At 66.8% G+C, this 15,739-nt stretch carries 12 protein-coding genes; 2 read left to right on the forward strand and 10 right to left on the reverse strand.

The genetic code is table 11. The features are described from left to right. Nucleotides 1–22: 22 nt before the first annotated feature. Nucleotides 23–553, reverse strand: coding sequence for a hypothetical protein (locus QVG61_RS07950; RefSeq protein ID WP_289930101.1), 531 nt, complete (start codon nt 551–553; stop codon nt 23–25). A 300-nt stretch (nt 554–853) separates the two neighbouring features. On the opposite strand from QVG61_RS07950, the gene QVG61_RS07955 reads away from it, so the two are divergent. Both QVG61_RS07955 and QVG61_RS07960 read left to right on the forward strand, forming a co-directional pair. After that, nucleotides 854–2,200, forward strand: a complete 1,347-nt coding sequence (locus QVG61_RS07955; protein WP_289930102.1) for a putative O-glycosylation ligase, exosortase A system-associated — start codon at nt 854–856, stop codon at nt 2,198–2,200. 34 nt (nt 2,201–2,234) lie between these two features. Next, nucleotides 2,235–4,055: an asparagine synthase-related protein gene (locus tag QVG61_RS07960; RefSeq protein WP_289930103.1), complete on the forward strand. Its 1,821-nt coding sequence runs from the start codon at nt 2,235–2,237 to the stop codon at nt 4,053–4,055. Nucleotides 4,056–4,116: 61 nt separating this feature from the next. Here QVG61_RS07960 and QVG61_RS07965 read toward each other — a convergent pair whose 3' ends face one another. Genes QVG61_RS07965 through QVG61_RS08005 form a run of 9 tightly spaced genes read right to left on the reverse strand, consistent with a single transcriptional unit; the run spans nt 4,117 to nt 15,736 of the window. After that, nucleotides 4,117–5,469: a phenylacetate--CoA ligase family protein gene (locus QVG61_RS07965; RefSeq protein WP_289930104.1), complete on the reverse strand. Its 1,353-nt coding sequence runs from the start codon at nt 5,467–5,469 to the stop codon at nt 4,117–4,119. Next, complete coding sequence (locus QVG61_RS07970) at nt 5,466–6,737, reverse strand: glycosyltransferase (RefSeq protein WP_289930105.1); 1,272 nt, start codon at nt 6,735–6,737, stop codon at nt 5,466–5,468. Before QVG61_RS07970 ends, QVG61_RS07965 begins: the two co-directional genes overlap by 4 nt. Before the next feature lie 16 nt (nt 6,738–6,753). Continuing rightward, nucleotides 6,754–7,965 (reverse strand): TIGR04063 family PEP-CTERM/XrtA system glycosyltransferase, encoded by a 1,212-nt coding sequence (locus tag QVG61_RS07975; protein ID WP_289930106.1) that lies wholly within the window; start codon nt 7,963–7,965, stop codon nt 6,754–6,756. Next, a complete protein-coding gene (locus tag QVG61_RS07980; RefSeq protein ID WP_289930107.1) occupies nt 7,962–9,854 on the reverse strand; it encodes an XrtA/PEP-CTERM system amidotransferase in 1,893 nt (630 codons plus the stop codon). The genes QVG61_RS07975 and QVG61_RS07980 overlap by 4 nt, the downstream gene beginning before the upstream one ends. A 2-nt stretch (nt 9,855–9,856) precedes the next feature. Next, nucleotides 9,857–11,011 (reverse strand): TIGR03088 family PEP-CTERM/XrtA system glycosyltransferase, encoded by a 1,155-nt coding sequence (locus tag QVG61_RS07985; protein WP_289930108.1) that lies wholly within the window; start codon nt 11,009–11,011, stop codon nt 9,857–9,859. After that, nucleotides 11,008–12,579 carry an exosortase A gene (gene xrtA, locus QVG61_RS07990; RefSeq protein WP_289930109.1) on the reverse strand — a complete coding sequence of 524 codons (1,572 nt, stop codon included), beginning with the start codon at nt 12,577–12,579 and terminating at the stop codon, nt 11,008–11,010. Before xrtA ends, QVG61_RS07985 begins: the two co-directional genes overlap by 4 nt. Beyond that, entirely contained in the window at nt 12,576–13,808 is a 1,233-nt protein-coding gene (locus QVG61_RS07995) for a TIGR03087 family PEP-CTERM/XrtA system glycosyltransferase (RefSeq protein WP_289930110.1), read from the reverse strand. Before QVG61_RS07995 ends, xrtA begins: the two co-directional genes overlap by 4 nt. 3 nt (nt 13,809–13,811) lie before the next feature. After that, nucleotides 13,812–14,882, reverse strand: coding sequence for a FemAB family XrtA/PEP-CTERM system-associated protein (locus QVG61_RS08000; protein ID WP_289930111.1), 1,071 nt, complete (start codon nt 14,880–14,882; stop codon nt 13,812–13,814). Beyond that, a complete protein-coding gene (locus QVG61_RS08005) occupies nt 14,867–15,736 on the reverse strand; it encodes an XrtA system polysaccharide deacetylase (protein ID WP_289930112.1) in 870 nt (289 codons plus the stop codon). Before QVG61_RS08005 ends, QVG61_RS08000 begins: the two co-directional genes overlap by 16 nt. Between the last annotated feature and the right edge of the window lie 3 nt (nt 15,737–15,739).

Consider the following 15,739-nt stretch of genomic DNA (forward strand, 5'->3'; position numbering starts at 1 on the left):
GCTCCCGGGAACGCGTCCGGCTTCACTGCGGGCGCAGCTCCCGCAGCCGTCGGCGCAGGCCCTTGGAACGTGGGGCCTGCTCGATGCCCTTCTCGACGATGTCCAGGGCCAGATCGCGCTTGCCGACCGACTTGTAGTAATCGGCCAGCGCGATGTAGGCCGGACTGTATTTCGTATTCAGGCGGATCGCCTGCTGGTAGGCGGTAACCGCTTCACCCGCCTTGCCCAGGCGTTCCAGCACCTTGCCCTTCTTGACCAGGATCTCGGGCCGCAGCACGAAGTTCCTGGCGGCATGCTCCTCGACATAGACCATATCCTTGTAGGCCGAGGTCAGCAGCTCCTTGCGCCGTTGGGCGCGCTTGCTGCGGTTGGCCAGGTTGATGCTGTGCAGCGCTGCACAATAGTGGTGGATGTGGTTGAAGCCGCCGGCCAGGCGCCGGCTCCACATGCGCCACTCCGGCGACTGGCGGGGCTGACGCATCTTGACCTTGCAATAGGGGGGCAGCAGCGAGAAATCGGCCTCGGTCTTGGGGAATTCGGCCCGCACGGCCATCGACGCCCCCAGCAGTGGAAGACAGCAGACTAAAGCGAGCAGCCATCCCGCCGAGATTCTGGTAGAGATCGTCATCGTCCCTCCTGACGAGTGTTCGAAGCGCGGCGGCCGACTCGCCCGCCACAGTGCAAACCGATAGTAGCAAGGAACCGCAGCTCGCGCCCAGGCTGCTGCTGGCGACGACCCGGGCACTTGAATCCAGCTCCTCATACGGTTATGGTTGGACTTCAGTAAAATTTTGTAACTTTTTGTTTTGACGGGTTTTTACGCCCAAGGGAACAGCGAGGGATACTGCCAGACATGCGCGACATCGTTGTCCTCCTGTTCCTGGTCGGCGCCATCGGCGCCGCCTTCTGGCGACCCTGGCTCGGGGTGCTGGCGCTGGCCGTGTTCAGCTACATGAATCCGCACAGCTACAGCTGGAGCTTCATGCGCTCCTTCCCGGTCTACCAGACCCTGTTCCTCGCCTTTCTGCTGGCCTTTCTGATCAATGGCAAGGACCGCCAGCCACTGCCGAGGGACTGGCGGATCCCGACCTTCTTCGCCCTTTGGCTGTATTTCCTGATCACCACCCTGAATGCCATCCTGCCGGCCCTGGCCTGGCAGAAACTGATCGAGGTGTCCAAGATCTACCTGCCCTTCATCTTCACCCTGTGGCTGATCAACACCCGAAAGAAGCTTTATTACCTGATCATCACCATCGCCTCCTCCTTCGGCATCCTCGCGGTCAAGGGCGGCATCTGGGCCATCGGCTCCGGCTTCTCGTTCCGCGTCTACGGCCCACCCGGCACCCAGTTCTACGAGAACAACGCCTTCGCCATCGCCACCCTGATGAACATCCCGCTGCTCATCCTCTGGCTGCGCGAGACGGGCAACAGCAAGCTCAAGTACGCCCTGATGGCCGCCATCCCGCTGTGCTTCGCCGCCGCCCTGTCCTCTTTTTCACGCGGTGCCTTGCTGACCATGGCGGTGCTTGTCCCGCTGCTGCTCTGGCACTCAAAACGCAAATACCTGGCCCTGCCCGTGCTGCTGATCGGTGCCCTGTACGCCGTCAACCACCTGCCGGAACACTGGTTCGAGCGCATGCAGACCCTGGAGAGCTACCAGGAGGACAAGTCGGCCCAGGGGAGGCTGGAGGCCTGGACCGACGGCATCAACTATGCCCTGCGCCATCCCTTCACCGGCGCCGGTTTCGAGGGCTGGCGCTGGGTGACGCGCCGTGACTGGCACAGTTCCTATGTGGAGATCCTCGCCGAGCACGGCTTCATCGCCTTCGGCCTCTGGCTGTCGCTGCTGTTTGGCAGCATCATCAGCCTGACGCGGCTACCGCGAAAGGTACGCCACATCCCCGAGCTCGGCTGGGTCAGCAACTATGCCTACATGCTGCGCGCCTCGCTGATCGCCTATGCCACCGGCACCCTGTTCCTCGGCCTCTCCTACTGGGACATCTTCTATCACCTGGTCTTCATCGCCGTGCTGGTTCGCAAATTCGCCCTGGAGGAACTGGCTGCCCACCAGGAAACCCGGAGCCGCGAAGCACCGATCGCCGAGGCGAACCCGACCCAGGGCGAACCACCCCGCCTGGAGACGCCGCAGGTGCTGCTGGACGGGGAGCCGGCACACCCCTTCAACCGGCCCCCCTCATGAGGGACGGCCAGTGCAGAGAGGGGGTACCCGCCCCATGATGCAAGGCATCTTCGGCTGGCTGGGCAATCTGCCGTCCGCTGATGACGCGCCGGCCGTGCTGGATGCCATGGCCAGGGCCTTCGGCGGCGCGTCTGCAGCCGGAAAACAGCTCGAGACCGGTGCCGCGCTGGGCCACTGCGGCCCGCGCAGCCGGGCCTGGCGGCAGGGTCAGCGGCTGTTGGTGGTCTGCGGATTTCCCGAATGGCAGGGACGCCCCCTGGACAGGGATGGCGCCGAGGCCCTGCTCAGTGCCTACGGCAAGGATCCCGAGGCCCTGCTGGAGACCCTGCATGGCAGCTTCGCCCTGGCGATCCTCGATACGGCGGATCACAGCGCCCTGCTCGCCGTCGATCGTCTGGGCATCGAGCCGCTGGCCTTCCAGGCCGGGGAACAGCGGCTGCTGTTCAGCTCGCGTGCCGACAGCCTCGCCCGCCACCCCTTCGCCAGCCGGGAGCTGGATCCGCAGTCGCTGTACGACTACCTGTATTTCCATTGCGTCCCCAGCCCGCGGACCATCTTCCGGGGCCAGTCGAAGCTGCTGCCGGGTGAATACCTGCAGTTCCGGACCGGCAAGGCCGCGCGGCGTGGTTTCTACTGGCGGCTCCACTACCAGGACCGGCCGGCCGCCTTCGGCCCGCTGCGCGACGAGTTCCGCGCGCTGCTCCGACGCTGCGTGACCCGTGCCACCCATGGCGACGAGCGCCCCGGCGCCTTTCTCAGCGGCGGCACCGACAGTTCCACCGTGCTCGGCCACCTGTGCGAGGTGCTCGGTCGCCCGGCCGACAGCTATTCCATCGGCTTCGCCGCCGAGGGCTATGACGAGATGGAATACGCGCGCATCGCGGCACGCCACTTTGGTGCCCGGCCGCATGAATACTACGTGACCCCCGGGGACGTCGCCGGGGCCGTGCCGCGGGTCGCCGCCGCCTACGACGAGCCCTTCGGCAACGCCTCCGCGGTGCCGGCCTACTTCTGCGCCCGGATGGCAGCCGAGGACGGCGTCCGCACCCTCCTCGCCGGCGATGGCGGCGACGAGCTGTTCGCCGGCAACAGCCGCTACCTGAAGCAGAAAATGCTGGAGCTCTACCAGGGCGTCCCGGGACCGCTGCGCCGCGGCCTGCTCGAACCCCTGGCCTTCAGCAAGACCCTTGGCGGACGCGGCCCCCTGCGCAAGCTGCGCAGCTACATCGAGCACACCCGGGTACCGCTGCCCGACCGGCTGGAGGCCTACAACTTCCTGCACCGCACCCCGCCCGGGGAGATGTTCGACCCGGGGTTTCTGGCCCAGATCGACGTCGACGAGCCGCTGGAACTGATCCGCGACCCCTACCGGCGCGCCGACACCGATTCCTACCTGAACCGGATGCTGCATCTGGAACTGAAGACCACCCTGGCCGACAACGACCTGCGCAAGGTCAACCGCATGTGCGACCTGGCCGGGGTGCAGGTGCACTACCCGATGCTGGACGAGGAGATGGTGGCCTTCTCGGCCCGGGTGCCGCCCGCGCTCAAGCTGCGCGGTTTCAAGCTGCGCTATTTCTTCAAGGCTTCCCTGGAGGACTACCTGCCGCGGGAGATCCTCACCAAGCCCAAGCAGGGCTTCGGCCTGCCCTTCGGCGTCTGGTTGCAGGACCATGGCCCGCTGCAGGAGCTGGCCGAGGCCAGCCTGAGCAGCTTCGCCCGGCGCGGCATTCTCAGCCAGGCCTATATGGACCGGCTGCGCCGCCAGCACCAGGACGAACATGCCGCCTATTACGGGGTGATGATCTGGGTGCTGATGATGCTGGAACAGTGGCTGCAGGCCAACGCGCTGTAGCGGTCTTGAGCACACACGGAAGGCGCGTCATGCCCGGGCGGGACGGGGCGCCAGCGCCCTGTCAGGGCCTGACCTGGCTCACCACATAGCGGAACTTGCCCGACTTCTCGCGCGGGATGCTGGCCACGCGCTCGATGTCGATCTGTACCTCCGCACCCAGCCGGGCCTTGAAGCCGTTGCGGATCTGCTCGATCGAGCCTTCCTCGAAACCGTCCCCGGTGACCAGCTGAACCCGGGTCCGCTCCCGGCTCAGCTGCTCGATGCGGAAGTTCTCCACCCCCGGCAGGTCGCGGACCACATAGATCAGCGCCAGGCCGTGCATCACCGTGCCGTCGCTGGCAACGATGAAGTCCGTGGTCCGCCCCTGGATCTCGCGCAGCAGCGGCAGGCCGCGGCCACAGGCGCAGCGGCCGCTGTCGCGGACCGCCACGTCGCCGGTACGATAGCGGATGAAGGGATAATCGCCGGTGGCCAGATGGGTCACCACCACCTCGCCCGGCTCCCCGTCCGCCACCGGCCGGTCGTCCTCGCCGATGAGTTCGACGATGATGTCCTCGGTAGTGATGTGCATGCCGCCGGCCGGGCACTGATGGGCGATGAAACCGGCATCCCGTCCGCCGTAGCCATTGGCCACCGGGCAAGCGAACACCCGCTCGATGGTCTCGCGCTGGTGATCGTAGAGCCGTTCCGAGGTGACGAAGGCGACCCGGATGCCGAGGTCATCGAGCCGCTCGCCGGCCTGCTCGGCCCAGGCGGCGATGTGGGCTAGGGACGAGGGATAGCCGAACAGCATGCGCGGCCGGAAGGCGCGGATCCGGGCCACATAGTCCGCCAGTCTCGCCTCCGACATCTCGAAGGCCGGAATCAGCCGGCTGCGCAGCAGGCGGTCGCGCAAGGCGCGGATCCGGTCCTGGGAACCCAGCTCGATGGGCGAGCCCCAGACCACGATCTCGGGGTCGCCGATGTCGACGCCCCACCAGCGGGTGGCGCGCCACTTGGCGGCCACGTCGTGGCTGACCCGTTCGCGGCCGATGAAGAAGATCAGCGGCTGGCCGCTGGAGCCGCCGGTATTGAAGCGCGCCAGGCCGACCGCGTCCTCGGCCTTCAGCGCCTCCTGGTTGGCGCGTATGAGGTCCTTGGTCAGGAACGGCAGGGACCGGAGGCCGGCAAGATCGTCCAGCGACTGCGGATCGAAACCCAGCCGGGCAAAGAGTTCCCGGTAGTAGGGCACCCGTTCCCCGGCCCGCTGCAACAGGCGTTGCAGGCGGGCCAGCTGCAGCGCCTGCAAGGCTTCCGGCTCGTACCACTGGCTACGCTCCAGCTCACGGCGCACAGCGACCGTGTTGTGGCCCTTGAGCCGCTCATGCAAGGGAAACAGGGCCCCGGCCACGAAGCGCGTGTAGAGACCGCTCACCGGGCCTCTCCCGCGGGCAGCCCGGGGCCGGCGCCTTGCCGGGCCCGGTACAGCTCGGTGAAAATCCCGCACAGGGTGGCGACCCGGCCGTCCCAGCCGTTGGCCTCGGCATGGGCACGGATGGCAGCGCGGTCCCAGTCCCGGGCCAGGGCCGCGCGCAGCGCCTCGGTCAGCGCCGCTGCATCGCCGAAGGGCACCACCGTTCCCAGCTGTGTATCGCAAACCACCTCGCGGTTGCCGCCGACATCGGTGGTGACCACCGGCAGGCCGCAGGCCATGGCCTCCAGGAAGACGTTGGCCCAGCCCTCGTTGCGGGTCGCCAGCACGAACAGGTCCGCTGCCGACAGCGGCCAGCGCAGTTCGTCCGGGGCAACGGGACCGAGGAAGTGCACCCGCGACTCCACCCCCAGTTCCGCGACCTGGGCCCGCAGCCGCCCCTCCCAGTCGCCCTCCGCGCCACCGCCACCGACCACCAGATAGTGCAGTTCCGGAAACTCGGCCAGCAGGGCCGGCAGACAGTCGATGACCCGGTGGAAACCCTTGCGCTCCACCAGGCCACCCACGGTCACCAGCAGCCGTGCCTTCTCGGGCAACCCCAGCCGCTGGCGCGCCAGCCGCTGGTCCTCCGGCCGGAAACGCTGCAGATCGACGCCGTTGCCGATCACCGTGATCTTCGCCGGATCTGCGCCTAGCCCGGTCACATGCCGCTTCAGGGCATCGGCCACGGCGATCACCCGGTCGGCATCGGCGAGGGCGCGCAGGATCTGCCGGCTGAGCCCCTGCCTCGACTGCGGCACCTCTGTACCCCGCAGGGTGATGGTCACCGGCAGACCCAGCCAGCGTCCCAGGCGGGTAGCGGCATAACCGTCGGGATAGGCGAAATGGGCATCGAGCAGATCGACGCCGGGGTCGCGCCGCAGCCGACGCAGCAGCGGCCAGGCAGCGAGCGCCATGGACAGCCCGTCCAGGCCGCGGAACAGGCCGGGCACGGCGAGAAAGCGCGGCCGGTAGACGGTGATCCCCTGCTGCCGTTCCAGGCGCGGCGCCGGCGGCCGGTAATGTGGCACGAAGCGGCGGATCAGCCCCTGCAGGGGAAACCAGGGCTGGGGCGAGACCACCACCAGCGGCAGACGGCGCGCGACGCGGAACATGCGTTCGCGGATGAAGCTTCCCGCCGTGGGCCGCGCCGGGCTGGGAAACAGCGAGGCGAAGACCACCAGCCGCGGCCGGCTGTCGCGGTCATCGCTGGTCTCCGTGCTGGACGGCAAGATATCGATGGTGCGTCTATCCCAGCAGTGATTCATAGATGGGGCGGTAGCGTTCGACGCTGGCCCGCCAGTTACGTTCCCGTTCCACGAAGCGGCGCCCGGCGGCGCGCCGTGCCGGCCAGTTGGCCTCGTCCTCGAACACCGCCAGCACGGCACGCGCCAGGTCGCCGACGTCACCTGCGCGGAACAGCTGGCCGGTGACGCCATCCTCGATCAGCTCGCGGTGGCCACCGACGTCCGAGGCCACCAGCAGCCGGCCCTGGGCCATGGCCTCCAGCGGCTTGAGCGGCGTGACCAGCTCGGTGAGGCGCATCGAGTGCCGCGGATAGACGAACAGGTCGACCAGGGAATAATAGCGCTGCACCTCGTCATGCGGCACCCGGCCGATGAAGAGCACCGCATGCCCCAGGCCGAGCCGCTCGACCTGGGCCCGCAGCGCCGCCTCCTGCGGCCCGCCGCCGACCAGCAGCACCCGAACCTCCGGTCGCGCCTCGAGCAGCCGTGGCAGGGCCGCGAGCAGCAGATCCAGTCCCTCGTAGGCGTAGAAGGAACCGATGAAGCCCAGCACCTTGCAGCCATCCAGCCCCAGCCCGGCCGCCAGGCGGGCATCGCGCGGCGGGTCCATGGGAAAGCGGCCGATGTCCACCGCATTGGGGATCACCGATACCTTGTGGTCAGGGATGCCGCGTGCCAGCAGGTCGCCGCGCAGCCCCTCGCAGATGGTGGTCACGGCGTCGGCCCGGCGCACCACGTGAGTCTCCAGGGCCCGGGTCATGCGGTAACGCAAGCCGCCCTCGCGGCTGGTGCCGTGATCGGCCGCGGCATCCTCCCAGAAGGCGCGGATCTCGTAGACCACGGGCAGACCGAAACGGCGTCCGGCACGCACCGCCGCGAGGCCATCGAGGGCCGGCGAATGGGCATGCAGGATGTCGGGCCGCAGTTGCGGTATCAGTTCCCCGAGCCGCCGCTCCAGGGCGCTGACGACGGCCAGCTGGTTGAGCACCGGCAGCCGCGCCAGCGGTCCCCGCGGGTTGCCGCTGCGGTAGAAACGCAGGCCGTCCACCTCCTCGCTGCCGCCCTCGCCGCCGGCGACCTGGTTGTGCTTGGCGCTGGTCAGATGGCAGGTCTCCCAGCCCAGGGCGTGCTGCTGTTCGAGAATCGCCCGTGTGCGGAAGGTATAGCCGCTGTGCAGCGGAATGGAATGGTCGAGGACGTGGAGGATCTTCATGCCGCCTCCAGGACCTGGCGCTGGAAGGATTCGAACATCAAAAGCGACCAGAGGACGGCGCTGTGGTCACGCCGACCGGACTGGTGCTGCTCCACCAGCCGGGCGATGAAGCCCTGGTCGAACAGTCCGCTGTCGGCCAGCGTCGGACCGAGCAGCGCGGCGCGCAGCCGCTCGCGCAGCGGACCGCGGAACCAGGCCGCCAGCGGTACCGCAAAGCCCATCTTGCGCCGGTAGAGGATGTCCTCGGGCAGATGGGAACGCAGCGCCCGCTTGAACACATGCTTGCCCTCGTGGCCGCGCAGCTTGAGGCCCGGCGGCAGACCGGCCACCCATTCGACGAACTCGTGATCGAGGATCGGCACCCGCACTTCCAGTGCGTGGGCCATGCTCGCCCGATCGACCTTGGTCAGGATGTCGCCTGGCAGATAGGTCTTGATGTCCAGGTACTGGACCCGCGACAGGGGGTGTTCGGGGGCATTGGCCAGGTGACGGCGGAACACCTCGATGCCGCGGTAACCGGCCAGATCCCGTTTCAGGCCGGCACTGTAGAGCTGACTGCGCAGCGCATCGGGGAGAATCGAGAAGTTGTGGAAATACCCCTCCAGGGAATCCCGCGCCAGGGCCTGGAAGGTGGACTTGGCGCGGAAGATACGCGGCGCCCAGTCGAGCTTGGGGTAAGCGGCGCCAAGCAGGCCGAACAGCGGCCGGCGCAACCCCGCCGGCAGCAGCCCGCGCAGCCGCTCCTCGTCCATGTGCCAGCGATAGCGGCGATAGCCGGCGAAGTGCTCGTCGCCGCCGTCACCGGACAGCGCCACGGTGACCCGCTGCCTGGCCAGTTGGCAGACCCGGTAGGTGGGCATGGCGGAACTGTCGGCATAGGGTTCGTCGTAGAGGCCGGCGAGCCGGTCGATGAGGTCGAAATCGTCGGGATCGACCGCCTCCACCTGATGCCTGGTCTGGTACTGCTCGGCGACCCGGGCGGCATACTCGCTCTCGTTGAAAGCCGGATCGCCGAAGGAGATGGAACAGGTATTGACCGGCTCGTCGGAGAGCTGGGCCATCAGTGCCACCACGGCACTGGAATCGACCCCGCCGGAGAGGAAGGCGCCCAGCGGCACCTCGGCAATCATGCGGATGCGCACCGCCTCGCGCAGCCGCTCGATCAGCTCGTCTTCCACCCCCGCCGGCGCCGAGGCGCCATCGGCAAAGGTCAGATCCCAATACGCCTGCGGCTCCGGCAGGGGCTGGCCACGGCGGATCGACAGGCGGTGACCGGGCGGCAGCTTGCGCACCGCGGTGAAGATGCTGCGCGGCTCCGGAATGTAGCCGAAGGCAAAATAGTCCTCCACCGCCAGCGGATCCAGATCACGCGGCAGCCCGGGATCGGCCAGCAGCGACTTGATCTCGGAGGCGAACAGCAGGCTGCCGTCGGGCATCAGGGCATAGTGCAGGGGCTTGATGCCCAGCCGGTCACGGGCCATGAATAGGGTCTCGCGATTGCGGTCCCAGAGGACGAAGGCGAACATGCCACGGAACCGTTCCACGCAGCGCTCACCCCATTCCTCCCAGGCGTGGACGATGACCTCGGTATCGCAGTGGCTACGGAAACGGTGGCCAGCGGCCAACAGCTCACGGGTCAGCTCGGGAAAGTTGTAGATCTCACCGTTGTAGACCACGACCACCGAGCGGTCCTCGTTGAACAGCGGTTGCTGGCCGCCTGAACGATCGATGATCGACAGCCGGCGGTGGGCCAGGCCAACGCCGGGTTCGAGATGGATCCCCCCCTCGTCCGGGCCGCGATGGAACTGGAGCTGGTTCATCCGCTCCAGCAGCGTCTGCTCCACCGCCCCGCTGTCCTGCATCCTGAAGATACCCGCTATGCCACACATCGCTAGTTCGCCCTGCCCTGCAGACAGCCGTCGTAGACCGCCAGATACTCCGCCACCATCCGTTCCAGACTGAAATCCCGCACCGCCCGCTCCCGCGCCGCCCGGCCGTGTGCCTCACGCCGCGCTGGATCCTCGGCATAGGCCGCCAGCGCCTCCGCCATGGCGACCGGATCGGCGGCCGGCACCAGGTAACCGCTGCTGCCGTCCTCCACCAGTTCGGCATTGCCACCGACCGCCGTCGCCACCACCGGCAGGCCGCTGGCCATGGCCTCCATGATGGTATTGGAGATACCCTCCGCCAGCGAGGGCAGCACGAAGACGTCCAGCGCCCGCATCAGCTCCGGCACGTCGTCGCGCGCCCCCGGCAGCCAGGCCTGTTCCAGCAACCCGGCCTCACGCAACAGCCCCTCCAGCTGCGGCTTCCGGCTGCCGTCGCCGACCATCACCAGGCGCAACCGCCGACGCAGATCGGGGCGCTGGGCCGCCAGCTCGATGAAGGCCCGGGCCAGCGTCACCTGGTCCTTCACCGCCTCCATGCGCCCGACGGTGCCTATGACCAGGCTCTCCGCCGTGCGGAATCCCGCAGGCAGCACATCAGGCCGCGCGCTGCCGGGCGGATGGAAGCGCTCGGTGTCGACGCCGTTGAGGATCCGACTGAGGCGCGTTTTTCTGACGCCTATGACATCATGCAAATAGCTTTCCAGCTCCTGCGACAGGGCAATGTAGTGGCTGACCAGCGGCCGCAAGGCACGCTTCAGCCACCGGTAGCGGCGTCCATCGAGATCCTGCACGTCCCAGCCGTGTTCGCCATGCAGCCGACAGGGCACCCCGGCCAAGAGTGCCGGCAGCTGTGCCTCCAGTGCCGCCAGGTTGCGCGAGTGGACGATCGCTGGCCGATGCTGGCGGAACAGCTGCAGCAGCCGCCAGTACATCGGCCAGTCGTGACCGGGGCGCTTGTGCAGGGCCAGGATGCCGACGTCCGGCCGCTGGATGCGACGCCGGAAATCGGTGACCTCGGTCAGACTGATGATCAGATGCCGATAGCGCTCCGCCGGCATGCGGTTGATGATGTTGACCAGACCGTTCTCCAGGCCACCGACGTCGAGGCGGTAGATCACATGCGCGATCAGCGGCGGGGAGGCGGGTTCGATGTTCACCCGGCGAGTTCCTGCACCCGGGCATCGGCCCCCCGCAGGCTGTCACGAAGGGCCGGCAGCATGTCGTGAAGGAAGTCCTCCAGAACCTGCTGTGCCCTGCCTTCCTGTTCGAAGCTGTCCGTGAACACGACGATGCCGATCGACGGCCGCCGCCGGTGCAGCAGGCGGTTCTTTGCCTCCAGCAACTTGCCCAGGTAGGGGTTGGCGGTGAAACGCCCGTCGATCCAGTACCAGTGATAGATGAACAGCCGCTGGCCGGCCGAGCGCAGGATGCTGCGATACACCGGCGAAGGCGGGACCTCGCGCGGGATCCGCGCCTCGCCGACGTTCTGCCATACCGGATGTTTCTGGGGGATCATCAGGTTCCGCGAATTGACCAGCTCGGCGTCCTGCCGCTGATTGACGTAATAGGCCAGATAGAGCCCGACCCGCTCATCTCCCCGGCCGTAGAACCGAAGCTGCTGCTGGTCCATGCCACGGTAGTGCGGCCGCCAGTCGGTGAAGGCCTCGATCTCCTGCCAGCCGGCCTGCGCCACCGGCATCGGCATCTGCAGCCGGGCCAAAGGCGCCGCTGGCTGGGCCTCGAGGCGGGCGGCCGCGGCCGGCCAGACGACGGCTGACAGCAGCGCGGCCAGCACGCTGCCCCACAACGGCAGCACCCCGACCCTCGCCGCCGAAGGTGCTGTCCGCTCCGCCCCGGCCTCGTCGGGATCCGGATCCTGCCAGAAGCCGCCCACCCAGAACATGAACAGCATCACCAGGCCGAAGAACACCCAGCCATAGATCAGGTGGTCAACCCCCAGCGCCAGCTTCATGTCGCTGAGATGGGCGATCATGACGATCATGTAGGCCCGCAGCCCATTGGCGATGATCGGCAGGACGATGGAAAAGGCCACGAACAGCAGCCGCTTCAGCCAGCGGCGGTAACTCAGGTAGGCATAGAGGGTACCCATGGTGACCGAGGCGATCAGGTAGCGGATACCGCTGCAACCCTCGACCACAGACCAGTCACCGCTGGGAATGCTGAAGAAGGTGCCCTCGACATAGACCGGTATGCCGGAAAGCCGGATCAGCGTCACCGTGAAGCCGGCCGTGAAGTCCATCAGCGGCGTGATCAGTCCCTCCCCCATGGGCACGGCGAAAAACAGGAACAGCAGCGGAAAGGCGATGGCCCGGGCGATTCGCCAGCCGAGCACAGTGATGACCGTCGCCGGGACCATGGCGACGAAGGCCAGCTGTTGCACCACGTTGACCTCGGCAATCTGGGCCAGCAGCCAGACGGCACCGGACAGCAGCAGCAACAGCAATCCACCGGGCGCCGGCCGTGGGACCAGACCCTGCAGCAGTTGGCGCTTGCGCCAGACCAGATAGAGACTGACCGGCAGGACCAGATAGCCATGGGCGAAGGTCTCGGAACGCGACCAGATGGCGACCATCGAGTCGATGGTCTGCCAATAGGCGCCTGCCAGGAGCAACAGGCCGGCAATACAGGCGGCATAGGCCAGTCCGGGCGTCACCGTGCCCGGGGCCGCATTCAGCGTGGCACTCGACTGCGGCTGGCCACTCATCCCTCATCCTCCTCCAGACAGGCGCGGGGCCGGCCACCGGCGGGGGGATCCAGCACCGCCATCAAGCGCTGCAGATTGAGATTCCAGTCGTAACGGCGCCGTACCCAGTCGCGGGCGGTGGGCGCGGCGGTTCGCCTCTCCAGCAGGCCGAGGATCTCGCGTGCCATGTCGGCCGGCTCCTCGGCAAGGCGGAGGTCCTGACCCACCGGGTAGTGGATGCCGTCCAGGGCGGCACGCGTGGCGACCACCGGCTTGGCCATGGCCATCGCCTCCAGCACCTTGTTCTGCACGCCGCGAGCGATGCGCAGCGGCGCAACCGAAAGGTAGGCATGTTCCAGATAGGGGCGCACGTCCTCCACCGAACCCGTGACCCGCACCCCCGGTTGCTTCTCCAGGCGCCGCACCTCGTCGCCCGGGCGAGAGCCGACGATGACGAATTCAGCGAAGGGTTGCAGTTCGCGGATGCGCGGGAAGACCTCCCGCGCGAACCAGCTGACCGCATCGACATTCGCCCAATAGTCCATGGCCCCGGTGAAGACGATGGGCCGGCTGTGCTCGGCATAGGGGTTGTCGGACTCGGGGATGGGTGAGAAATAGCGCCAGTCCACGCCGTTGTCGAAGTGATCGACGCGGCCCACGTCCGGACAGAGTTCGCGGAACAGCCCGGCCTCGCGAGCAGAGACGAACAGCGACACATCGGCGACTTGGGCAGCCCGGCACTCGAAGGCCGCCAGACGCTCGGCCTCGCGACGGTAGACCCAGGACAGCGGCCAGGGTTTGCTCTGCGCATACTGACGCCACTTGTCGGAATCGACATCGACGAAATCGATCACCCGCCGGGCCGTGGCAAAACGCCGGTCAAGCACATACTGGGCCATGGGCGAGGAAAAGACGAACACGTGACTGATGTCGTGGCGGCTGCAGAGTCCATCGACCCATCGGGCGAGCGCGGCATCCCGGTAATAGGGCAGGCTCAGGGCCTCCCCGGCGATCAGTCCGGAGAGACTGCGCAGCCTCGAGCGGCGCGGATTCAGCGGCAACAGACAGGTCTCTGCGCACCAGGCCTGGAGCCTGTCTGCATAGCGCCAGTCATGACTGTCGTCGACAAAGGCACCCAGATGCACACGGAAACGCTCCGCCAGGTAACGCAGGATGTGATACGAACGTATCTTGTCTCCCTTGTTGGGGGGATAGGGAATCCGGTGTGCAAGGAACAGCAGGTCTTTCATCGCTCAGCCCAGATACCTGGCCAGAAAGGGGCCCAGCCGCTGCGCCACCCCGACCGGCAGCCGTTGCCAGGCGCGGATGAACAGCCGGTACTTGGGATTCTTGGGACTGAGATCCGGCATGCGACGCGCCTTAACCAGATAGTATTCGTAGCTCAAGGCTTCCGGTTCGAAACCCCAGTTCTTCTTGAAGGCATAGGATCCTGTCTCCTTCTTGCTGCGGCCGTAGTCGAAGACCCGGATACCCCGCTCGGCGCTTCGCCGCATCAGCTCCCAGTACATGAAGTCGTTGGCCTTGAAGCGTCGCGCCTCGCTGGTGCCGCCGCCGTAATACGGCAGCACCTCGTCACGGAAATAGAAGTTCATCACCCCGGCCAGCAACCGCCCCTCATGCTGTACCGTGAGCACATTGCAGTCCTCGCCGAACACCTCTTTCAGAATGTGCAGATAGCGCTTGGCGAACACCGGCGTGCCCAGATTGCGCACACTCTCCGAATAGACCTGATAGAGGGCATCGATGTCGCAGCCAAGCTCGCCTACCAACCCCGCCTTGATGCCCTTGCGCACCATCGCGCGCTGCTTGCGGGGGATGGCCTTCAGATTCTCTTCCGGGTCCGGGCTGATCTCCCGCCGGAAGGTGACATACAGATCCTTGCGCGGCCAGTCCGGACAGACGGGTCTGCGGTTGCGCATCTCCAGATAGTCGACACCCAGTTCCCGCGCCCGCTCACAGGCCGCCTCGATGAGGGCCTCGCGTGCCTCGGAATCCTCGCCGGCGACACCGCCGTAGACACAGAACGGGGTACTGATCAGGGCGTGTCCGAACAGCAGGCTGCGAATCTCGGCCAGCGGCAGCACGGCAACGATCTCGCCCCCCCGCTCGGCGTAGAGATAATGTGTCCGATGGCCGAAGGCCCGTTCGAGCACCTGCTGCCAGCCGGCCAGATGGAAGAAACTGGCCTCTGCACAAGCCGTCACGAAGGCATCCCAGCGGGCATGATCCAGCCGCTCGAGACCGTGCAGGCGCAGCACCCCCTTGTCCTGCACCAGCGACTGCCCGGCTAGGACCGATGCCATACCGGATAGTCCTCCCCTTGCAGAAAGATGCTGTCCACACGCCCCCAGGAAAAGTCACCCAGCAGGCGCTCGATGCGCCGTTCCATGCGTCCCAGGTTGAGGTAGTGCCGCAAGCGGGTCTTCAAACCGATGTTCCGCTGCCTCGGTTGTTGCGGATCGATCTCCCAGGGATGGAAATAGAAGATGCAGGACTGGCGGTCGGCATGGTTGACACGGCGCATGGCCCAGCGTGACAGCGGATAGGGCAGCAGGCGGAAATAGCCGCCACCACCACAGGGCAGCTTGTGCCCGCCCAGCTGGAAGGTGGTGACCGGAATCTCCAGCAGGCGTCGCCCGTCCATGTGAAAGGCAAAGCGCGGCGCCTCTGGCATGCCATACAGATCGTGATGAATGGGATAGATGCTGGAACTGTAATGGAAGCCCGCCTCCTCGAGGACATCCAGCGCCCACAGATTGCCGGCACCGATGGAATAGCTGGGAGCGCGGTAACCCTTCACCTCGACACCGGCCACGTCCTCCAGCAGGGCCTTGCTGCGCTGTACGTCCTGCCGGAACTGGCGAGGCGTGAGGTTCGTCACCCGCTGATGCGCATAGCCATGACTGGCCAGCTCGTGCCCTTCCTCGACCAGTCGCCTGACCAGCGCCGGCAGGCGCTCGGCAACCCAGCCCAGGGTGAAGAAGGTGGCCTTGATACCATGCCGGGAGAAGAGTTCCAGGATGCGATTCATGTTCTGATCCACCCGCAACGGCAGGCGGTCCCAGCTTTCCGGTGCGATATGCCGTTCGAAGGCGGAAACCTGGAAGTAGTCCTCGACATCGACGGTCATCGCATTGAGCGGTGCGTCTGCAGGCATGCT

Source organism: Thiohalobacter sp. IOR34 (genome assembly GCF_030406045.1).
Lineage (GTDB): Bacteria > Pseudomonadota > Gammaproteobacteria > Thiohalobacterales > Thiohalobacteraceae.